This is a genomic window from Cryobacterium glucosi (assembly GCF_004402235.1).
In the GTDB taxonomy this organism is placed as follows: domain Bacteria; phylum Actinomycetota; class Actinomycetes; order Actinomycetales; family Microbacteriaceae; genus Cryobacterium; species Cryobacterium glucosi.
This window is the reverse complement of the sequence record NZ_SOFS01000019.1, coordinates 1-20,431: the sequence shown is the minus strand read 5'-3', so window position 1 is coordinate 20,431 and position 20,431 is coordinate 1. Positions and strand designations below refer to the sequence as shown.

General features: G+C 70.0%; 17 protein-coding genes. 13 read left to right on the top strand and 4 right to left on the bottom strand.

Annotated features, from left to right (window positions below; genetic code table 11):
- Position 1 precedes the first annotated feature (1 nt).
- The gene (locus E3O46_RS08585) at positions 2 to 871 is read right to left on the bottom strand and encodes an IclR family transcriptional regulator (protein WP_134560538.1); all 870 of its coding nucleotides are present in this window, start codon (positions 869 to 871) and stop codon (positions 2 to 4) included.
- Positions 872 to 1,039: 168 nt separating this feature from the next.
- Here E3O46_RS08585 and E3O46_RS08580 point away from each other — a divergent pair, with 168 nt between their 5' ends.
- On the top strand, positions 1,040 to 2,203 hold the full coding sequence (locus E3O46_RS08580; protein WP_134449346.1) for a glycerol dehydrogenase: 1,164 nt from the start codon (positions 1,040 to 1,042) through the stop codon (positions 2,201 to 2,203).
- A 161-nt stretch (positions 2,204 to 2,364) separates the two neighbouring features.
- On the opposite strand, the gene E3O46_RS08575 is transcribed toward E3O46_RS08580, so the two are convergent.
- Positions 2,365 to 3,573 carry an MFS transporter gene (locus tag E3O46_RS08575; RefSeq protein ID WP_134560536.1) on the bottom strand — a complete coding sequence of 403 codons (1,209 nt, stop codon included), beginning with the start codon at positions 3,571 to 3,573 and terminating at the stop codon, positions 2,365 to 2,367.
- Between the two features lie 235 nt (positions 3,574 to 3,808).
- On the opposite strand from E3O46_RS08575, the gene E3O46_RS08570 reads away from it, so the two are divergent.
- The 9 genes from E3O46_RS08570 (at position 3,809) to E3O46_RS08530 (ending at position 13,085) form a co-directional block, all read left to right on the top strand.
- Positions 3,809 to 4,690, top strand: a complete 882-nt coding sequence (locus tag E3O46_RS08570) for a sulfurtransferase (protein ID WP_134561539.1) — start codon at positions 3,809 to 3,811, stop codon at positions 4,688 to 4,690.
- Positions 4,691 to 4,774: 84 nt separating this feature from the next.
- A complete protein-coding gene (locus E3O46_RS18555; RefSeq protein ID WP_134561538.1) occupies positions 4,775 to 5,773 on the top strand; it encodes a siderophore-interacting protein in 999 nt (332 codons plus the stop codon).
- 179 nt (positions 5,774 to 5,952) lie between these two features.
- Positions 5,953 to 6,936: a FecCD family ABC transporter permease gene (locus E3O46_RS08560; protein WP_134561537.1), complete on the top strand. Its 984-nt coding sequence runs from the start codon at positions 5,953 to 5,955 to the stop codon at positions 6,934 to 6,936.
- Positions 6,933 to 8,051, top strand: a complete 1,119-nt coding sequence (locus tag E3O46_RS08555; RefSeq protein ID WP_134561536.1) for a FecCD family ABC transporter permease — start codon at positions 6,933 to 6,935, stop codon at positions 8,049 to 8,051. The genes E3O46_RS08560 and E3O46_RS08555 overlap by 4 nt, the downstream gene beginning before the upstream one ends.
- The gene (locus E3O46_RS08550; RefSeq protein WP_134561535.1) at positions 8,048 to 8,971 is read left to right on the top strand and encodes an ABC transporter ATP-binding protein; all 924 of its coding nucleotides are present in this window, start codon (positions 8,048 to 8,050) and stop codon (positions 8,969 to 8,971) included. The genes E3O46_RS08555 and E3O46_RS08550 overlap by 4 nt, the downstream gene beginning before the upstream one ends.
- A gap of 46 nt (positions 8,972 to 9,017) precedes the next feature.
- A complete protein-coding gene (locus E3O46_RS08545) occupies positions 9,018 to 10,040 on the top strand; it encodes an ABC transporter substrate-binding protein (protein WP_241987371.1) in 1,023 nt (340 codons plus the stop codon).
- Positions 10,041 to 10,344: 304 nt separating this feature from the next.
- Positions 10,345 to 11,241, top strand: coding sequence for an ABC transporter substrate-binding protein (locus E3O46_RS08540; protein WP_134449354.1), 897 nt, complete (start codon positions 10,345 to 10,347; stop codon positions 11,239 to 11,241).
- Between the two features lie 3 nt (positions 11,242 to 11,244).
- The gene (locus E3O46_RS08535; protein WP_370294755.1) at positions 11,245 to 12,282 is read left to right on the top strand and encodes an amino acid ABC transporter permease; all 1,038 of its coding nucleotides are present in this window, start codon (positions 11,245 to 11,247) and stop codon (positions 12,280 to 12,282) included.
- Positions 12,283 to 12,332: 50 nt separating this feature from the next.
- On the top strand, positions 12,333 to 13,085 hold the full coding sequence (locus E3O46_RS08530) for an amino acid ABC transporter ATP-binding protein (RefSeq protein ID WP_134449397.1): 753 nt from the start codon (positions 12,333 to 12,335) through the stop codon (positions 13,083 to 13,085).
- A gap of 29 nt (positions 13,086 to 13,114) precedes the next feature.
- On the opposite strand, the gene hrpA is transcribed toward E3O46_RS08530, so the two are convergent.
- Positions 13,115 to 17,044, bottom strand: coding sequence for an ATP-dependent RNA helicase HrpA (gene hrpA / locus E3O46_RS08525; RefSeq protein WP_174775125.1), 3,930 nt, complete (start codon positions 17,042 to 17,044; stop codon positions 13,115 to 13,117).
- Positions 17,045 to 17,130: 86 nt separating this feature from the next.
- Between hrpA and E3O46_RS08520 the strand changes: the two genes are divergently transcribed.
- From E3O46_RS08520 to E3O46_RS08510, 3 genes are read left to right on the top strand one after another with little or no spacing between them, the layout of a single operon-like run.
- The gene (locus E3O46_RS08520; protein ID WP_134561532.1) at positions 17,131 to 17,886 is read left to right on the top strand and encodes a helix-turn-helix transcriptional regulator; all 756 of its coding nucleotides are present in this window, start codon (positions 17,131 to 17,133) and stop codon (positions 17,884 to 17,886) included.
- A gap of 24 nt (positions 17,887 to 17,910) precedes the next feature.
- Positions 17,911 to 18,234 (top strand): DUF2249 domain-containing protein, encoded by a 324-nt coding sequence (locus E3O46_RS08515; RefSeq protein WP_134449357.1) that lies wholly within the window; start codon positions 17,911 to 17,913, stop codon positions 18,232 to 18,234.
- 48 nt (positions 18,235 to 18,282) lie between these two features.
- Complete coding sequence (locus E3O46_RS08510; protein ID WP_134561531.1) at positions 18,283 to 19,116, top strand: aldo/keto reductase; 834 nt, start codon at positions 18,283 to 18,285, stop codon at positions 19,114 to 19,116.
- A 7-nt stretch (positions 19,117 to 19,123) separates the two neighbouring features.
- Here the strand turns inward: E3O46_RS08510 and E3O46_RS08505 are convergent.
- The coding region (locus E3O46_RS08505) for an aldehyde dehydrogenase family protein (protein ID WP_134561530.1) at positions 19,124 to 20,431 on the bottom strand (1,308 nt) is incomplete at its 5' end.

Genomic DNA, 20,431 nt, shown 5'->3' with positions numbered 1-20,431 from the left:
CTCAGCGCCTGACGCTGCCGGAGCGGAAGTACCGCGAGAGTCCGGCAGCGGTCTCGCGCAGCATCCGCTCGTGGTCGCGTTCGCGGATCGCGATGGAGTCCGCGCGGGCCGAGATCGCCACGGAGCCGACGAGCAGGCCTGCGGAGTTGCGCACGCCGACCGCGGCGCACGTCATACCCGGCACGAATTCCTCGTGCTCCCAGGCGACGTGCGACCGGGAGATCGACTCGAGCTGGCGTTCGAGTTCCCCGCGATCCGTGATCGTCGCCGGGGTCAGCTGCGGCAGCCCATGAGCGTCGAGGTACTGGTCGCGCTGTTCGCCGGTCATGCCGCTCAACATGATCTTGCCGAAGGCGGTCGCGTGCGCGGCCTCGTGGAACCCGAAGCTCAACGGGGTGAGGCGCGGGGCTGCCGGGGAATCCACGATGTACGTGACGACGACATCGGCCCCCCGGTAGACGGCGAAGTACGCGGCCGCCTGGGCGTTGCGGTGCAGGCGGGCGATCTCGGTGCGCACCTCGGCGGGCACGCCGATCTGGCGATGCAGCGAGACGCCGAGCTGATGCAGCTTGTAGCCGAGTTCGAACTTGCGCTCCCGGCGGATGTGCACGAGGTAGTCGCTCTGCACGAGCGTCTGCATGAGCCGGTACACGGTCGGCAGCGGATAGCCGAGGCTCGCGGAGACCTCCTTCGCCGTGGCCCCGCCACGTTCGGCGACGATCTCGAGGATCGCGAGCGTCTTCAGGATCGAGGCGACCCCGCTCGGGGCGGGCGGTGCCGGCAGTGCCGTGACGTTGGACGTCAGTGGCGGCTGGGCGAGCGTCCGGGGCGACGGCGGCTGGGACAGGGGAAGAGCATCCGTGGTCTTCATGCGGCCATTGTCGGTCGGGCCCGGCCCGGGCACAATCGTCCGGCTCCTGAGAAGATCCCGGGTTCGGCGCGTGAGGCAGCTTCTCACATGGTGACAGGGCCCCTGACCGGGCCGGCACCGGCGAATTTAGGCTGGCGGCATCCGCATCGCTTGAAGAAGGAGATCGTCATGGCCGCCTCCAGCGCCATTCGCACCATCATCAGCCCCGGCCGCTACGTCCAGGGGAAAGGGGCGCTGTCCCGGCTCGGCGAATTCCTCGCGCCGCTCGGGAAGACCCCGCTCCTCGTCTCCGACGACGTCGTCTGGGGGATCCTCGGGCAGCGCGCCACGGACTCGCTGCGCGCCGCCCAGCTGCCCGTCACCCGGGAACGTTTCGGCGGCATCCCCACGGCCGCGGAGGTCACCCGCCTCGTCGGCGTGATCGACAGGACCGGCGCCGACGTCATCGTCGCCCTCGGCGGCGGCAGCACCATGGACGCCGTGAAGGCGGCCGGGTTCCTCGCCGGGATCCGCTGGGTCACGGTGCCCTCCGTCGCATCAACGGATGCCCCCACATCGGCCCTCTCCGTGATCTACACCGCAGATGGCGCGTTCGAGGAGTACCGCTTCTTCCCGAAGAACCCTGACCTCGTGCTGATGGACACCCAGCTCGTTGCGGATGCCCCTGCCGCGTTCCTGGCGGCGGGCGTCGGCGATGCGCTCGCGACGTGGCTCGAGGCCCGGGCGACGAGGCAGGCGCACGCGAACACGATGGCCGGCGGCCTGCCGACCCTCGCGGGCACCGCGCTCGCCGAACTGTCCTGGGGCGTGATCTGGGACAACGCGCTCCCCGCCCTCGACGCCGTGCGCGACCACCAGGTCACCCCGGCCGTCGAGAAGCTCGTCGAGGCGAACACGCTGCTGTCGGGGCTCGGATTCGAGTCCGGCGGGCTCGCCGCGGCGCACGCGATCCACAACGGCCTGACCGCGGCGCACCAGACCCACGGGCTCGCGCACGGGCAGAAGGTCAACATCGGCTCGGTCACGCAGCTCGTGCTCGAGGGCGCCCCGACCCAGGAGATCCGCGACTTCATCGAGTTCACGACCCGGGTCGGGCTGCCGAACACGCTGACGGAGGTCGGCCTCAGCGTCGACGACGAGGACGACCTGCGCCGCGTCGCCGAGGCGGCGACGGTGCAGGGGGAGACCATCCACAACATGCCGTTCCCGATCACCCCCGACGAGCTGGTCAGCGCGCTTAAGTCGATCGAGCGGTTCTCCCGCACCGTGCGGAGCGAGGCGCACCTGCCCGCTCCCGTGCAGTACGTGGCCCACCAGGTCGACACGCACTAGCCGCAGGTCTCCGGCAGCGGATGCCGCGGCATCCGCTGCCCCGACCCGCGGCTGCGCGACGCCCGCGAGAGTACACTTTTGGCCCCTAAAGCACTGGTTTAAGGGCCAAAAGTGTACTCTCGCGGACTGTAAGCGGGCGAGGCGCGGCCGGGGCGGTGGGGTTAGGAGACCTGGATCTGGATGGGGGCGGTGTCGGGGATCGGGCCGGCGTCGCGGCCGCGCAGGTCCGGGTGCCAGCGGCGACCGAGCGCGGGGATCAGGGTCCCGAGCGCGGCGAAACCGGCGGCGACGAGGATCGCGGACCCGGCGCCGTTATGGTCGATCATGAAGCCGGCCGTCGCGGACCCGAGCGCCGCTCCCATCAGCTGGCCGGTGCCGACCCAGCCGTACGCCTCGGCGGTGTCGCTGAACTTGACGCTCGCGGAGACGATCCCGAACAGCACAGCGAAGGCCGGCGCGATGCCGATACCCGCGAGGAGCAGCGTTGCGGCGAGCCACCAGAAGCTGAGGCCGAGAGTCGCGAGGGAGAGGCCGATCGTGACGATCAGCATCCGCCCGGCGAGGGCCCACGGGCCGATCGGCGCGTGACCGAGCGCGAGGCCACCGACGAGCGAGCCGATCGCGAAGATGCCGAGCACCCAGCCGGAGTCCGAGCTGCCGTGACCGAATGCCGCGACGACGCCGGCCTCGACGGCCGAGCAGGCCGCGACGAGCATGAAGCCGACAACGGTGCTGAGGAGCACGGCAGGGCGCTTGAGCACGGCGCCGAGCTTGCGGCGGCTGCGCGGGATCCGTACCCGGCCGACCTCGGGCAGCACGACGAACCAGATGCCGCCGCCGACCAGGAATGCAGCGGCGAGGAGGATGCCCGCGACCGAGCTGATCTGGATCGCGACGAATGTGGCGATGACCGGTCCGAGCACCCAGATGATCTCCTGGGCGGATGCGTCGAGCGAGAACAGCGGGGTGAGCTGACGGGAGTTGACGATCTTCGGGTAGATCGTGCGCACGGCCGGCTGGATCGGCGGTGTCGTCAGCCCCGCGACGAGGCCGATCACCATCAGGCCCCAGATCGGCAGGATCAACAACGCCATCACGACGATGGCGCTCGCGCAGATCGCGATCGTGGCGATGATGACCGGGCGCATGCCCCAGCGGCCCATCAGGCGGCTCGTGAGCGGGCCGGCGATGGCCTGGCCGATGCTCATCGCACCGAGTACGAGGCCGGCGGACCCGTAGGAGTCGTAGACGTGCTCGATGTGGATCAGGAACGCGAGCGAGAGCATCCCGAACGGAAAGCGGGCGGTCAGCTGCGCGGCGATCAGACGGGCAACCCCGGGCGTCTTCAGTAGGGTCCAGTAGCTGCTCACTCGTTCGAGTCTACGGGCGAGGCCCGGTACGGGTCGAGTCGGGCCCCCGGCACGCAATCCGTCGCCGCCCCGCGCCGAATTGCGTCGCGTGCGCGCCCGTTTTCGCAACGAACGTGTACCGAACGCAATTCCGTGCCGAGGATCGTGTCGACGGCCGTGCCTGGGGCCGTATCAAAGGGGCGGGGCATGGGCGGATGCGGGTCCCCGCGCCGCGCACACCCGGTACCGTGGTTTCGTGAACACTTTGATCTCCGCCGAGGACCTGGCCCGCCTGCTCGAGACGCGTGACGACATCCGTGTGCTCGACGTCCGGTGGGCGCTCCTCGGGCCGAGCGGACGCGACGAATACGCCGCCGGACACCTGCCGGGCGCGGTCTACGTCGACCTCGAGACCGAACTCGCCCGGCCAGGGGCGCCTGAAGACGGGCGGCACCCGCTGCCCGCGATCGACGATCTGCAGGCGGCGGCGCGGCGCTGGGGAATCCACGACGACGACACCGTCGTGGTCTACGACGACCTGAGCCTGATGTCGGCGGCGCGGGCGTGGTGGCTGTTGCGGCACGCCGGCCACCGGAACGTGCTCCTGCTCGACGGTGCGCTCGCCGCCTGGCGCAGGGCGGGATTGCCGCTCGTCACCGGGGAGCAGCCCGACCCGTCGATCGGCACCGCGCACCTCAGCTACGGCTCGCTCGCCACGATCGACGCCGACACCGCCGCCGCCATCGCGCACACCGGCATCCTCCTCGACGCGCGTGCCGGCGCCCGGTACCGGGGCGAGACGGAGCCGGTCGACCCCCGCGCCGGTCACATCCCGGGCGCGGTGAGCGCCCCGACGACGGACACCCTCGCCGACGACGGACGCTTCCTGCCCGCCGACCAGCTGCGTGCGCAGTTCGAGTCCCTCGGCGTGAAACCGATGCGCCCGATCGGGGTCTACTGCGGGTCGGGGGTCACGGCCGCCCACGAGATCGCCGCGCTCACGATCGCCGGGTTCGTCCCCTACCTCTACCCCGGATCCTGGTCGCAGTGGTCCAATCTCCCGGACCGCCCCGTGGAAACCGGGGACGGCGGGCGCGGCGGGTTCAGCGGTTTCCACGGGGCCAGCGTCCGGCTGTAGGTGGCGAGGCCGGCTCGCGGCGGCCCGGTGCGCTCACACCGAATTCACACGGCACGCAGAGCCCGGGGATGCAATACTTAGGTAATGCTTACCTTACCCAGCACCGAGGTGACCGGCGAGGACCTGCTCCCTGATGCACGCCCCGGCTACCGGCCGTACCGGGCGACGGTCGCGGGCATCCGGCGCCTGAGCCCGCATTTTGTGCGGGTGACCTTCACCGGTCCGGAATTCGAGCACTTCGGCACGGCGGGACTCGACCAGCGGATCAAGCTCGTCCTGCCGATCCCCGGCGTCGGCCTCGCCGATTTCGGAGTGGACGAGCAGCACGACCCTGCCTCGACCGGCACCGGCTGGTACGACCGCTGGCGGGCCCTTCCCGAAGCTGAGCGCAACCCGTTCCGCAGTTACACCGTCCGCAGGGTGCGCCCGCACCTCCGCGAACTCGACGTCGACTTCGTCTCCCACGACGCAGCGGATGCCGCCGGTTCCGGCCCCGGCCCCGCATCCCGCTGGCTCGCCGCGGCCCAGGTCGGCGAGCACGTCGTCATCGTCGGGCCGGACTCGCGCAGCCGCGACGCCGGCCTCGGCCTCGACTGGCGCCCCGGCGACGCGACCTACCTGCTCCTCGCGGGCGACGAGACCGCGGTCCCCGCGATCTGCGGCATCCTCGATACCCTGCAGCCCGGGCGCACGGCGCACGCCTTCCTCGAGGTGCCGGATGCCGCGGACCAGCTCGACGTGCGGGTCCCGGACGGTTGCACCGTCACCTGGCTTCCACGCGGAGGCGCCCCGCACGGCGAATGCCTCGACGCCGCCGTGCGCACCTGGGTCGCCGGCCACCAGGGACCCGAGGTCCCGACCGGCGTCGCCGTGAACGCGGCCGAGCTCGAGATCGACATCGACCGCGAAACCCTGTGGGACACCCCGGACACACCGCCGGGCGCAGGGTTCTACGCCTGGCTCGCCGGAGAGGCCGGCGCGATCAAGCGCCTCCGCCGGTTCCTTGTGAGCGAGACCGGTGTCGACCGCCGGCGCGTCTCCTTCATGGGCTACTGGCGCCTCGGCAAGGCCGAGCCCCAGTGAGCCGCCTGGCACACCCGTCCGAGCATCCGGCCGCGAACCTCCCCGCCCAGAACCGCCCGGCCCCGAACCTTCCGGCCCCGAACGAATCCGACGGATTTTCTGCCCAAGAAACACCCGAGAGTGCCGTTTCGGGCCGAAAGACCGCAAGACTCCGTCGAACCGGTTCGGGTCGACGTCCGGTGGCTGGGCTCCTCGGCGCGGCCGTGCTCCTCGTCCTCGTGATCATCGCCTCCCTCGTCGTCGGCGCGCGGGACGTGCCCTTCGGCACCGTCCTCGACGCCCTGTTCCGGCCCGACCCCGCCGTGACCGACCAGCTGGTCGTGCTCGACCTGCGTATCCCGCGCACGGTCGTCGGCCTGCTCGCGGGCCTCGCCCTCGGCCTCGCCGGTGCGCTCATGCAGGGCGTCACCCGCAACCCCCTCGCCGACCCCGGGCTGCTCGGCGTCAACGCGGGCGCCTCCCTCTTCGTCGTAGCCGGCATCGCCGTCTTCGGAGTCACGAGCGCGCTCGGCTACGTCTGGTTCGCCTTCGTCGGGGCCGCGGTCGCGGCATCCGTCGTGTACGTCATCGGGTCGCTCGGACGCGGGGGAGCGACCCCCGTCAAGCTCACCCTCGCCGGCACGGCGCTCACCGCGGCGCTCACCTCGCTGATCACCATCGTGCTGCTCAGCGACCCGTCGACCTTCGACCGCTACCGGTTCTGGTCTGCGGGCTCCCTCTCCGCCCGCGGCCTCGACACCGCGCTGCAGCTCGCGCCGTTCATCCTCGCCGGCACGATTCTGGCGGCGACGGCCGGGCGGATGCTCAACGCGCTCGCCCTCGGAGACGACCTCGCCCGCGGTCTCGGCCAGAACGTCGTGGCCGCACGGATCGTCTGCTTCGTGGCCGTCGTGCTGCTCTGCGGCTCGGCGACCGCCCTCGCCGGGCCGATCGTCTTCGTCGGCCTCGCGGTTCCGCACCTCGCCCGCTGGTTCGCCGGCCCGGACTACCGCTGGACCCTCTCCCTCTCGGCGCTGCTCGGCCCCGCCCTGCTCCTGCTCGCCGACGTGATCGGGCGCGTGATCGCCCGCCCCGGCGAGATCGAGGCCGGCCTCGTCGTCGCGTTCCTCGGCGCCCCCGTGCTGATTGCTCTCGTGCGAGGCACCAAGGCGGTCGGGCTGTGAGCACAAGCACTCCGGTCCTTGCGCCCGCGGCTGTGCTCGGCGCGGCGCGGGGTGCACGGCGCCGCCGGGAGCGCCGGACAGTGATCGTCCTCTCCGGGGCGGTGCTCGTCGTCGCCGCGCTGAGCCTCTCCGTCGGCTCCTATTCCGTCGCGGTGCCCGACCTGCTCCGCACCCTCGCCGGCCAGGGCACCGGGGCCGAGAACTTCATCGTGCTGACCCTGCGCCTGCCCCGGCTCGTGCTCGCGCTCCTGACCGGCGTCGCCTTCGCGCTCTCGGGCGCCTTGTTCCAGACCGTGCTGCGCAATCCGCTCGCGAGCCCCGACATCGTCGGCGTCACCGGCGGGGCGAGCGCCGCAGCGGTCCTCGGGATGCTCGTGCTCGGCTTCGGCAGCCTCGCGACCGCTTTCGCGGCCTTCGGCGGCGCGATCCTCGTCGCGACCGTCATCTACCTGCTGGCCTGGCGCGGTCGCGGCGGAGGCACCGGAGGCGTCGCCGGCTACCGCTTCGTGCTCATCGGCGTCGGCATCGCGTTCATGGTGCAGGGCCTGCTCGGCTACCTGCTCAGCCGCGCCGAGCTCCGCGACGCCCAGGACGCCCTGACCTGGCTCGTCGGCAGCGTGAGCGGTGCTGCCTGGCCCGAGATCGCGGTCGTCGCTGTCGGACTCGCGGTGCTCCTGCCGATCGTGTGGATGCTCGCTCCGCGTCTTCGCGCGCTGCAACTGGGCGACGACCTCGCCACGAGCCTCGGGGTCGGTGCCGAGCGCAACCGGCTCGGACTCCTCATCGTCGCCGTCGCCCTCGCCGCGCTCGGGACGGCCATGGTCGGCCCGCTCGCGTTCGTCGCGTTCGTGTCCGCGCCGATCGCCCGCCGCCTCGTCGGCACCGGCGGACTGAGCCTCGTTCCCTCGGCCCTCGTCGGCGCCCTGATCGTCAGCGCCGCCGACTTCGCGTCCCAGCACCTGCTCCCGGGCGGACTCCAGCTCCCCGCCGGGGTCGTCACCGGCGCCATCGGAGCGCCCTACCTGCTCTGGCTGCTCGCGACCGGAGCGGCGGGCGGCAGCGGCGCCGGCAGCACCCGCGGCATCCCGCGCGACAGCACAGAAGGAACCCGATGACCCAGCCCGAACCGCACGCTCCCGACCCGCAGACAGCGGTCCCGGCTTTCGTGGGTCCAGCAGCCGCCGAACCGGGCGACCGCACGCACCACGAGCTGCGCACCGTCGCCCTCGGCCTCGGCTACGACGGCGTCCCGATCGTCACAGACCTCGACCTCGAGATCGCCGTCGGCCGGATCACGGTCATCGTCGGCGCGAACGCCTCGGGCAAATCGACCCTCCTCCGCGGACTTGCCCGCCTGCTCACCCCGCAGACCGGCGTGGTCCTCCTCGACGGCACCGACATCGCGACGATTCCGGGCAAGCGGGTCGCGACCGTGCTCGGCCTCCTGCCGCAACAGCCGCTCGCGCCGGAGGGAATCACCGTCGGCGAACTCGTCGGTCGCGGCCGGCATCCGCATCAGGGCTGGTTCCGCGGCACCACGGCCGCCGACGACGCCATCGTCGCCGACGCCCTCGTGCGCACCGGAACCCTCGACCTCGCCGCGCGCCGGCTCGAGGAGCTCTCCGGCGGCCAGCGCCAGCGGGTCTGGATCGCGATGGCCCTCGCCCAGGACACCGACATCCTGCTGCTCGACGAGCCGACGAGTTTCCTCGACGTCGCCCACCAGATCGAGGTCCTCGACCTCCTCCTCGAGCTCAACCGCACCCGCGGGACCACGATCGTGATGGTCCTGCACGACCTCAACCTCGCGGCCCGGTACGCCGACGAAATGCTCGTGATGCGCTCAGGCGGGATCATCGCCGCAGGGCCGCCCGCGGACACCCTGACCGTCGACGTCGTCCGCTCCGCCTTCGGGCTCGACGCCCTCGTCATCCCCGACCCGGTCTGCGGCTCACCGCTCGTCGTGCCGATCGGGAGGTTCCATCCCGCTCCGACCGCGGCATCCGCTATATTAGGTAAGGCTAACCTAATCTAGTCGAACCATGTCCTTCCCCGAGACAACTGAGAAACCGGAGTTTCCCGTGCACCGTCCCCCCATTCGCGCGCTTGTCGCCGTCGCCGCCCTCGTCGCCCTGACGCTGACCGGCTGTTCCGCGCCGGCGCCCCAGTCAACGGATGCTGCGGCGGGCGACTCCGCAGCCGCGTCGTTCCCCGTCACGATCGAGAACGCCTTCGGGTCGACCGTGATCCCGAAGCAGCCGACCCGGGTCGTGACCTGGGGCTGGGGGAGCGCGGACGACGCGATCGCCCTCGGCGTCATTCCCGTCGCGATGCCGTTCCAGGCATACGCCGGTGACGCCCAGGGCGTGCTGCCCTGGATCTCCGAGGCGCTCGCGACGAGCGGAACGCCGACGCCGACCGTGCTGCCCGACTCCACGGAGCCGCCGTACGAGGACATCGCCAAGGCCGCACCCGACGTCATCCTTGCCGCATACTCGGGCATCACCGCCGAGCAGTACGCGCTGCTCAGCAAGATCGCCCCCGTGGTCGGCTACCCGGACCAGCCCTGGGCGACGAATTGGCGCGACCTCATCACGATCACCGGAACGGCTCTCGGCAAGTCCGCTGAAGCGACCACGCTTCTCGCGGGCATCGACGCGAAGATCGCCGCGGCCGCGGCAGCCCACCCCGAGTTCGCGGGCAAGTCCATCGCCCTCACGAGCGACAGCGGAGGAACGTTCTACGTCTACAAGAAGGAAGACCCCCGCGTCGCATTCACCCTCGACCTCGGCTTCGTGAACGCACCCGCCGTCGATGCCCTCGCGACCGACGAGGCGAGCTTCTACTACACGCTCAGCCACGAACAGCTCGACAAGCTCACGAGTGACGTGCTCGTGAACTTCGGGACGACGCAGGAGGAATCGGATGCGTTCCTCTCCGCCGGGTACGCCCAGGCCATGCCGCAGGTGCAGCGTGGTTCCGTCGCCTCCCCGGTCGGCGCGGCATTCATCTCGTCCGTCTCCCCGCCGACGGGTCTCTCGCTGACCTGGGGCCTCGACGACTACGTGACGATGCTCTCGACCGCGGCCAAGGCCGCCGAATAACGCCCGTCGCCGGGGTTGAATTGCGGTCAAAGCACCTTCGTCGTCGCGATGAGGGTGCTTTGTGCGCAACTGGGCGGGGCGGCGGTGCGTGTGCTGTCGTCGCACCCGGCGAAATCTGCCCGAAACACGCTAACGGCCATACTTGATCGAGACACGTCCCCCTCACGCTCGCTTTAGCTAGTCCAAAACGTGACCTGCGCACAGAATCCGCGTGAGCATCCTGTTATATGCTCACCTCTGTCGCTTACCGTTTACGGACTCAATGACGAACCCCTGACACCGACAAACAAAGAAGGTTCCGCATATGCGCGCTCGATACCTACTCCCCGCCGTCGCCGCCGCGGCCGCACTGATGCTCACCGGCTGCGTCGACAACTCGACGCCCTCGACCGGCTCGACCACCAGCGCCTCGGCCGCAGCGATCACCAAGGACGACGCGGCCGCCGCACTCGTTCCCGCCAAGATCGCGTCCTCCGGCAAGCTCATCGTCGGCAGCGACCCGACCTACGCCCCCAACGAGTTCAAGGACGAAGCAGGCAAGCCCATCGGCTGGGGCATCGAGATCGCGAGCGCGGTCGCCACCAAGCTCGGGCTCACGGCCGAATTCCAGGTCGCCAAGTTCGACAACATCATCCCCTCCGTCGCCGGTGGCAAGGCCGACATGGGCGAGTCCTCGTTCACGGACACCGCCGAGCGCGAGCAGCAGGTCGACTTCGTCAACTACTACACCGCCGGTATCCAGTGGGCATCGGCCAAGGACAAGACCGTCGACCCGGACAATGCCTGCGGCATGAAGGTAGCCGTGCAGGCGACCACCTACGAAGACACCGACGAGGTCCCCGCCAAGAGCGACGCCTGCGTCGCGGCCGGCAAGCCCGCGATCGACAAGCTCAAGTTCGACACCCAGGATGCCGCGACGAACGCGGTCGTACTCGGCCAGGCCGACGCGCTCAGCGCCGACTCTCCCGTCACCCTCTACGCCATCGCCCAGACCAAGGGCAAGCTGCAGCTCGCGGGCAAGACCTTCGACGTCGCACCATACGGCATGGTCGTCGCCAAGGGCTCTGACCTCGGCAAGGCCGTCCAGGCCGCACTGCAGTCCATGGTCGACGACGGCAGCTACAAGGCCATCCTCGACACGTGGGGTGTCGCCGACGGCGGCATCGACAAGATCACGATCAACGCAGCCGCGAACGGCTAACCGGTGAGCACGCCGAATCTGAACGGCCGGGGGGCGGGGCCCGCCTCGTCCCCGGCCGATCCGGCCGCCCCGGCCGCGTCGGTTCCCATCAAAGCCATCCGGCTGCGTCACCCCTGGCGGATGGTCTTCGCGATCATCCTGATCGTGGTGTTCGCCCTGGCTATCGTCGACGCGGCCTTCCGCCCCGCGTACGACTGGCCGACGGTCGCGAAGTACCTGTTCGACCGGCGCATCTCCCAGGCCGCGCTCGTGACCCTCGAACTCACCGTCTACTCGATGGTGATCGCGATCGTCCTCGGCGTGATCCTCGCGGTGATGCGGCTGTCGCCCAACCCGGTCGTGAAGAGCCTCGCGTGGTTCTATCTCTGGGTCTTCCGCGGCACACCGGTCTACGTCCAGCTGACCATCTGGGGCCTGATCTCGCTGATCTATTCGAGCATCGACATCGGCATCCCGTTCATGCACCCGTGGGTGTCGTTCGAGACGAACGCCGCGCTCAGCACGTTCGCCCTCGCGGTGATCGGCCTCTCGCTCAACGAGGCCGCGTATATGGCCGAGATCGTCCGTGCCGGACTCCTCGCCGTCGATCGTGGCCAGGAAGAGGCCGCGACCGCGCTCGGGATGAGCTGGTCGCAGACGATGACCCGGGTCATCCTGCCGCAGTCGATGCGGGTGATCATCCCGCCGACCGGCAACGAGGTCATCTCGATGCTCAAGACGACCTCGCTCGTCACGGCGGTGCCGTTCAGCTTCGACCTGTTCGCCCGCTCCCGTGACATCTCCGCCGAGACGTTCAACCCGATCCCGCTGCTCATCGTCGCGTCGATCTGGTACCTGTTCTTCACCTCGATCCTGATGGTGGGCCAGTACTTCCTCGAGAAGCGTTTCGCGCGCGGCATCGGCGACCGTCAGCCGGACAAGAAGGGCGGCGGCTCCAACCCCGACCCGATCACGGGCGTCACGATCGTGCCCGGCTCCGAGCAGGCGCCGGCGACCCGCACCGGCCGAGAACCCGAAACCGGCCAGGGAGGCCCGTCATGAGCGACCTGACCACGCCGAACGCGGCATCCGCTGCCCGCGGTTACGTGCCGATGGTGCTCGCAGAGCAGGTCTCGAAGAGCTTCGGCTCGCACGAGGTGCTCAAGAGCATCTCCCTCGAGGTCAAACGCGGCGAGGTGATGTGCCTCGTCGGGCCGAGCGGGTCGGGCAAGTCCACGTTCCTGCGCTGCATCAACCACCTCGAGGTGCTCTCCGCCGGACGGCTGAGCGTCGACGGCGAGCTGATCGGCTACCGCGAGACCAACGGCAAGCTCTACGAGATGGCGCCCAAGGAAGCGGCGAAGCAGCGCAGGGACATCGGCATGGTGTTCCAGCGCTTCAACCTGTTCCCGCACATGACCGCACTCCAGAACGTGATGGAGGCGCCGCTGCGGGTCAAGGGGCTGCCCAAGGCGCAAGCCGAGCGCACCGCCCGCGACCTGCTCGCCCGGGTGGGACTCGCCGAACGCGCGGACTACTACCCCGCGCACCTCTCCGGCGGCCAGCAGCAGCGTGTCGCGATCGCCCGCGCGCTCGCGATGGAGCCCAAGCTGATGCTCTTCGACGAGCCGACGAGCGCGCTCGACCCCGAACTCGTCGGCGAGGTGCTCGACGTGATGAAGGGCCTCGCGAAGGAGGGCATGACGATGATCGTGGTCACCCACGAGATGGGCTTCGCCCGCGAGGTGGGTGACTCGCTCGTGTTCATGGACGGCGGCGTCGTCGTCGAGTCCGGCGACCCCGAGCTCGTGCTGAGCAACCCGCAACACCGCCGCACGCAGGCGTTCCTCTCGAAGGTGCTCTAGCCACCAGCTGACCCCGGCGGCAGTCGGGGTCAGCTGGTCAGGACCTTGTGGATCCGCTGCAGAGACACCGACTCCGCGGCCTTGAGCTCCTGCGCGAACAGGCTGATCCGCAGCTCCTCGATCATCCAGCGTGCGCGCACGAGGTTCGCCGCCATGCCGGGGGCCAGCGGAATCCGGCCGCCGGCAGCTTCGTAGCGGGCCGTGGCCGACTGGCTTTCATTCATCCAGACCCGGTCGCGGCTGGGATTGTCGCCGAGTTTCACGATCCGTGAACTGATGCCGCCGAGGTAGCGCGGCAGGTGGCGCAGCTGGGCGAGGCCCGTCGCGCTCACGAAGCCGGGGTAGATCAGTCCGGCCAGCTGGGCACGGGCATCCGTCAGCGCGGGCAGCAACGCCATGCTCGTCGAGGCCTTGAGCGCCTTGTCGGCGGCCCGGGAGGCGGTGAGGATGCGCGCAACGAGCCCAACGGCCTCGAACATCGAGTCCATCAGCACCCCGGACACGCGGTCCCGGATCGAGTCGAACTCGGCCTTCATGAAGACCTGGCCGCTCGGGTTCACCCGGAACAGCACCTCATCGACGCAGGCCGCGAGGCAGTCGTCGAAGAGGGCCTGCGTGGTGCGGTACGGGCTCGTGGCGAGGCTGAGCTTCTCCGCCCCGGTCAGGTGCTGCTGCACGTAGGCGACCGGAGACGGCGTCGCGAGCAACAGTAGCCGACGCACCCCGCCCGGCAGCGTACTCGCCTGCTCTGCAGCGGTGCTCATCATCCGGATCGCGACGCTCGTACCCTCGTCGACGAGGGTCGGGTAGCCGCGAATGGTGTTGTCGCCCTGTTTGGTGTCGATGAATCGGGGGAGTTCCGCGAAATCCCAGGTCGTGAGGCCGCCGCGCTCGATCGCGTTGACGGGCGTGGCAGCGGATGCCGCCGCGACGCTTTCGCGCGCCCGGGAGCCGAGCCTGCGCTGCAGCTCGCCGAGGTCCTTTCCGGAGGCCATCGCCTGCCCGCGGTCGTCGACGACGCGGAACGTCATCCGGAGGTGCGCGGGTACGCGCCCGAGCTCGAAGTCGTTTGCGTTCACCGGGACGTACGTGAGCCGCTGGATCAGGCCCGCGAGGATCTCGGTGAACGGCGCAGCCTCTGTCTCGAAACCCGCCCCGGTGCCCGCGCCGAGCCGGGCGCCGATGCTCGTACCGCCCATGCTGCTCGTGTCCTTCGCCGTGCGGGCCTCGCCGGGCGCAGGCGGTAGCTCGGTGAGCAGCCGGGCCGCCCAGTCGGCGGCGGGCACGACGTTGCGACGGATGCTCTTCGGGAGCGACTTGATCAGCGCGGTCACGAGGTCGGCGCGGAGGCCCGGCACCTGCCAGTCGAAGCCGGCGGGGGAGAGCCGGGCCAGGAGGGCGAGCGGGATCAGGGCGGCGACGCCATCGTCATCCGCCCCCGGCTCGAACCGGTAGCTCAGGTGGAAACGCTGGTCGCCCTGGTGCCAGGTCGGCGGGAAGACGGCCTCGTCGATCTCCGGGGTGGCCTCGTCGGGAACGAGCGCCTCCGCGGTCATCGTGAGCAGGTCGGGGGTCTCGGCGCGCGCCTTGCGCCACCACGTCTCAAAGGTGCGCGTCGAGCAGACCTCCGCGGGGATGCGGCGCTGGTAGAACTCAAAGACGGCCTCGTCGTCGAAGAGGATGTCGCGGCGCCGGGTGCGTTCCTCGAGCTCGGCGAGTTCCTTGCGCAGCTTCGTGTTGGCCCGGTCGAACGCGGTGACACGCTGGTCGACGCGGTCGAGGTCCCATTCGCCGTCGACGAGGGCGTGCCGGATGAAGAGCTCGCGGGCGTAGGCCGGGTCGACCCGGGAGAACTGGATGCGGCGGCGCGGCACGATCGGAACCCCGTAGAGGGTGACCCGCTCGTAGGCGACGACGGAGCCCTGCTTCTTCTCCCAGTGCGGTTCGGAGTAACTGCGCTTGCAGAGGTCCCCGGCGAGCGGTTCGGCCCAGGCTGGGTCGACGACGGCGTTCATCCGGGCGAAGAGCCGGCTGGTCTCCACGAGTTCCGCGCTCATCACGGCGTTGGGCTGCTTCTTCGCGAGCGACGAGCCGGGGAAGATCACGAAGCGCTGCTGGCGGGCGCCGATGTAGTCCTTCTTCGCGACATCCTTGAGGCCGATGTGCGAGAGCAGCCCGGCGAGGAGGGAGCGGTGGATGCCGTCGGGGTTGACCGCCGGGTCGCCGATGTGTAGGCCGAGCGGCTTGGCGAGCTGGCGGAGCTGCTTGTAGACGTCCTGCCACTCGCGCACCCGCAGGTAGTTCAGGAACTCGTTCTTGCAGAGCCTGCGGAAGGCGCTCGAGCCGAGTTCCTTCTGCTTGAGCTCGAGGTAATTCCAGAGGTTCAGCAGGCCGAGGAAGTCGCTCGTCGGGTCCGCGAACCGCGCGTGCTGCTGGTCGGCCTGCGCGCGCCGCTCGAGCGGCCGTTCCCGCGGGTCCTGGATGGTGAGGCCGGCGACGATCGCCATCACCTCGCGGCTGGTGCCCTGGGTCTTGGACTCGATGACCATCCGCCCGAAGCGGGGGTCGATCGGCAGCTTCGCGAGCTGCTGCCCGATCCGGGTGAGCTTGGACACCCCGCCGCTCGCGTTGCTCACCCCACTGCCCGGCGCAACGGCGCCGAGCTCGGCGAGCAGGTCGAGGCCGTCCTTGATACCGCGGGAATCCGGCGGGGTGAGGAACGGGAACGCGGCGATGTCGCCGAGGCCGAGCGAGATCATCTGCAGGATCACGGCGGCGAGGTTGGTGCGCAGCACCTCGGGCTCGGTGAACTCCGGGCGGCGACCGAAGTCCTCCTCCGAATACAGCCGGATCGCGATGCCGTCGCTCGTGCGCCCGCTGCGCCCGGAGCGCTGGTTCGCGGAGGCCTGGCTGATCGCCTCGATCGGCAGCCGCTGCACCTTCGAGCGCACGCTGTACCGGCTGATCCTGGCGGTTCCGGCGTCGATGACATAACGGATGCCCGGGACGGTCAGGCTGGTCTCGGCGACGTTCGTCGCGAGCACGATCCGGCGCCGAACCCCGGCGACGGTCGAGGGCTGGAAGACCTTGTGCTGATCGGCGGAGGAGAGCCGGCCGTAGAGCGGCAGCACCTCGGTCGGGCTCGTGCGGTCGCCACTCGCGAACTTGCCCTGCAGGGCATCCGCTGCGTCGCGGATCTCGGTCTCTCCGCTCAGGAAGACGAGCACGTCGCCGTTCGACTCGCGCTCGAGTTCGTCGAGCGCCGCGGAGATGCCCTCGATGTAGTCGCGGTCCACCGGCGGCGTCGCCGAGGCCTGGTCCTCGTCGTCATCGTCCGCCATCGCTTCGGCCACGAGCGGGCGGTAGCGGATCTCGACCGGGTAGGTACGGCCGGAGACCTCGATGATCGGCGCAGGGGTGCCGTCGACGGCCGCGAAGTGCTCGGCGAAACTCTGCGGGTCGATCGTCGCCGAGGTGATGATGACCTTGAGGTCGGGGCGCTGCGGCAGCAGCTGGCGCAGGTAGCCGAGCAGGAAGTCGATGTTGAGGCTGCGCTCGTGGGCCTCGTCGATGATGATGGTGTCGTATTTGCGCAGCATCCGGTCGCGGTGCATCTCGTTCAGCAGGATGCCGTCGGTCATGAGCTTGATCTTGGTGTCAGGACCGACCTGGTCGGTGAACCGCACCTGGTAACCGACGACCTGGCCGACCTCCTGGCCGAGTTCCTCGGCGATGCGCTCGGCGATCGTGCGGGCGGCGAGCCGCCGCGGCTGGGTGTGGCCGATGCTCGTGCGCCCGAGTTCGAGGCAGATCTTCGGGATCTGGGTGGTCTTGCCCGAGCCCGTCGCGCCCGCGATGATGACGACCTGGTTGTCGCGGATGGCGCGCGCGATATCCTCGCGGCGTTGGCTGACGGGGAGTTCGGGCGGGAAGGTGATGACAAGGGGAATCATGAGCATTCCATCGTAAGACTTCCGGGTGCCCGGTGCGCGCGGGCGGGTCCTCCCGGCCTGGCGCTTTAACCGGAGACTGTTACGCTCAAACTATGGTAGACGGACAGGGAATCGGCGACCGGCACGCGGCCCTCGCCTCGGATGCGCGCCGCCGGGTGCTCGAGTTGATCGCGGGTGCCCGCGAGCCCGTCGACGCCGCCGCCGTCGCCGCGAGCATCGGCCTGCACGTGACAACCGCGCGCTTCCATCTCGACCAGCTCGAGGGTGCCGGGCTGATCCGCCGTGCCGTCGACCGGACCGGGATCCGCGGGCGTCCGCGCATCCTCTTCACCGTGAATCCCGCGGTGCGCGAAGACGGTGTGCAGCGGCTGCTCAGCCACGCCCTCGTCGGCGCCCTCGCCGAGGACGACGACGGTGGCCGGGCACGGGCGATCCGCGCCGGCGAGCGCTGGTCGTCCGCCTTCGACCTCGAGGCGCGCGAGAGCGAACCGGGCACAGGGGCGGCCGGAGGAGCGAGCGACGTCGGGCCGCTCGTGCACATCCTCGACGGCCTCGGCTTCGACCCGATCGCCCAATCGCTTGAGGCGTCGCCCGGTCAGCCGGCGTCGCCGAGCGAGACGGATGCCCGCGACGGTATGGTCGTCGAGCTCCGGGCCTGTCCCTTCCGCGACGAAGCCAGGCACACGCCCGCGGTGGTGTGCTCGCTGCACCTGGGTCTGATCCGGGGCATCGCCCGTTCCGGCGGGCACGACCCGGACGACGTGGAGCTGCGCCCCTTCGTCCTTCCCGAGTTGTGCGAGGTGCGCCTCCGCGGCGACTGGGTGCCCGTCGACCCGCTCGCTAATTAAAGCGGAATATATTAGGTTTAAATCATGGTTGACATGATCCCCCTCCTTCCCGCATCCGCACCCCGGCCCGCGGCCCACGACGAGCCCGCCGGCCACACCTGCACCTGCGGCGAGGCCGAGGCCGCAGGGTACCCAGAACTGGACGCCCGGCAGCTCCCGCACGCGATCCGGCACGCCGCGATCTTCGGCGCGCTGGACGCTGTCCTCCCCGGCGGCGGCCTGGTCCTCGTCGCTCCCCACGACCCGTTGCCCCTCCTCGCCCAGCTCGAACAGCGACACCCGGGCCGGTTCACGGTGAGCTATCTCTCCCGCGAGCCCGAGGCGTGGAAGCTCCAGCTCACCCGCTGAAGCAACGCAGGTCAGGTTCCGTCCGGTTCCGGCGTTTAGGGTGGGCCCATGACGACTTCTGTGCCCACCCTGACCCTCAACGACGGCCACACCATTCCTCAGCTCGGCTTCGGTGTGTTCAAGGTCGATCCGGACGAAACGACCCGCATCGTCTCCGACGCACTCGAGGTCGGCTACCGCCACCTCGACACGGCCGCGATCTACGGGAACGAAGCCGGAGTCGGGGCCGCGATCGCGGCATCCGCCGTGCCTCGCTCCGAGCTCTTTGTCACGACGAAGCTGTGGAACAGCGAACAGGGCACCCAGAGCGCATTCGACGCTTTCGACCTGAGCCTCGAGAAGCTCGGGCTCGACTACGTCGACCTGTACCTCATCCACTGGCCGACGCCGGCGAAGGACAGCTACATCGAGAGCTGGAAGGCGCTCGAGAAGATCCGCGCCTCCGGACGTGCACGCTCGATCGGTGTCTCGAATTTCCTCGTGCCGCACCTCGAACGCCTTCTCGCCGAGACGGATGTCGTCCCGGCGGTCAACCAGATCGAGCTGCACCCCGCGCACCAGCAGCCTGAAGTCACCGCGTTCGCGCGCGCCCACGGGATTCAGATCGAGGCGTGGGGACCCCTCGGCCAGGGCAAGTACCCACTCCTTGAGGAGCCCGTCGTCGTCGTCGCGGCCGAGGCGCACGGCAAGAGCCCCGCTCAGGTGGTCATCCGCTGGCACCTGCAGACCGGCAACGTCCTGTTCCCGAAGTCGAACCGGCGCGCGCGCATGATCGAGAACCTCGACGTCTTCGACTTCGAGCTCAGTCACACCGAACTCGCCACGATTTCCGCGCTCGAGCGCTCGGGTCGCGTGGGCTCCCACCCCAACGATGTGAACTAGGCTCCGCTCAGAACGGGTAGCTGCCCGGCGTGCGGCGCAGGGTGATCCAGCGCGTCTCCGTGAAGGCGTCGATGTTGGCCTCCGCACCGCCCTGCCGCGAACCCGTGCCGGACGAGCCGACGCCGCCGAACGGTGTGTTCGCCTCGTCGTTGACCGTCTGGTCGTTGATGTGCACGATGCCGGACGGGATCCGCTGGGCCAGTTCGAGGCCGCGCATGGCGTCGGCGGTCACGATGCCGAGCGAGAGCCCGTATTCGGTCGCCGAAGCGATGCCCACGGCCTCGTCCTCGGTGCTGAACCGCACCACGGATGCGACAGGGCCGAACACCTCCTCGCAGAAGGCGGGGGCATCCAGCGGCGAGTCCGCGAGCACGGTGGGCCGGTAGAACAGCCCGTCGTAGCTGCCGCCGGCCCTCAGCTTCGCGCCGGAATCGATCGAGCTCGTGACCAGGCGGTGGATGCGGTCGCGCTGGTTCTCGTCGATGATCGGGCCGAGGTGCACGTGCTCGGTGGCGGGGTTGCCAACGGCAAGGGAGTCCGCCTTTGCGGCGAGCTTCTCGACGTACTCGTCGAAGATGCTCTCGTGCACGATGTGCCGCCCGACCGTCATGCAGATCTGGCCCTGGTGCAGGAACGATCCCCAGGCCGCGAGGTTGACGGCCTTGTCGACGTCAGCGTCGGCGAGTACGACGAAGGCGGAATTACCGCCCAGCTCGAGGTGGGCACGCTTGAGATGCTTTCCCGCGAGCTCGCCGACGGCGCGACCGGCCCTGGTCGAGCCGGTGAACGCGATCACCCGCACGTTCGGGTCGGTGACGATGGCCTCGCCGACATCGGCGCCGCCGGTCACCAGCTGCAGGAGCCCGGCGGGCAGGCCGGCCTCCTCTAAGATGCGCACCATCATCACGCCGCCGGTCACAGCGGTGCGCGGGTCCGGCTTGAGCACGACCGCATTGCCCAGCGCGAGCGCCGGCGCCACCGCGCGGATGCCGAGGATGATCGGCACGTTGAACGGCGACACGACTCCGACGACGCCGACGGGCACCCGCTGGGCGATGGAGATCCTCGGCTCCTCGCTCGAGAGTACCTGGCCGAGCGGATGCGACGGCAACGCCGCCGCCTCATAGCATTCCTGAGCGCCGACGTGGAGGGCGAAGCCGGCAAGCCCGGGAACCGCGCCGACTTCCCGCACGTTCCAGTCCATGATCTCGCCGGCGTGTTCCTCCAGGAGCGCGGCGGCCCGGCGCAGCACGGCGGCGCGCACCGGGTGCGCGGTCGCGGCCCAGGCCTTCTGCGCCGCGGCCGCGCCCGCGGC

What these genes read in the sequence shown, in the direction of transcription:
- hrpA (WP_174775125.1), bottom strand. Translation starts at nt 17,044, where the DNA reads ATGCTCATGATTCCCCTTGTCATCACCTTCCCGCCCGAACTCCCCGTC.
- E3O46_RS08530 (WP_134449397.1), top strand. Translation starts at nt 12,333, where the DNA reads ATGGTGCTCGCAGAGCAGGTCTCGAAGAGCTTCGGCTCGCACGAGGTG.
- E3O46_RS08520 (WP_134561532.1), top strand. Translation starts at nt 17,131, where the DNA reads ATGGTAGACGGACAGGGAATCGGCGACCGGCACGCGGCCCTCGCCTCG.
- E3O46_RS08540 (WP_134449354.1), top strand. Translation starts at nt 10,345, where the DNA reads ATGCGCGCTCGATACCTACTCCCCGCCGTCGCCGCCGCGGCCGCACTG.
- E3O46_RS08510 (WP_134561531.1), top strand. Translation starts at nt 18,283, where the DNA reads ATGACGACTTCTGTGCCCACCCTGACCCTCAACGACGGCCACACCATT.
- E3O46_RS08585 (WP_134560538.1), bottom strand. Translation starts at nt 871, where the DNA reads ATGAAGACCACGGATGCTCTTCCCCTGTCCCAGCCGCCGTCGCCCCGG.
- E3O46_RS18555 (WP_134561538.1), top strand. Translation starts at nt 4,775, where the DNA reads ATGCTTACCTTACCCAGCACCGAGGTGACCGGCGAGGACCTGCTCCCT.
- E3O46_RS08550 (WP_134561535.1), top strand. Translation starts at nt 8,048, where the DNA reads ATGACCCAGCCCGAACCGCACGCTCCCGACCCGCAGACAGCGGTCCCG.
- E3O46_RS08580 (WP_134449346.1), top strand. Translation starts at nt 1,040, where the DNA reads ATGGCCGCCTCCAGCGCCATTCGCACCATCATCAGCCCCGGCCGCTAC.
- E3O46_RS08515 (WP_134449357.1), top strand. Translation starts at nt 17,911, where the DNA reads ATGGTTGACATGATCCCCCTCCTTCCCGCATCCGCACCCCGGCCCGCG.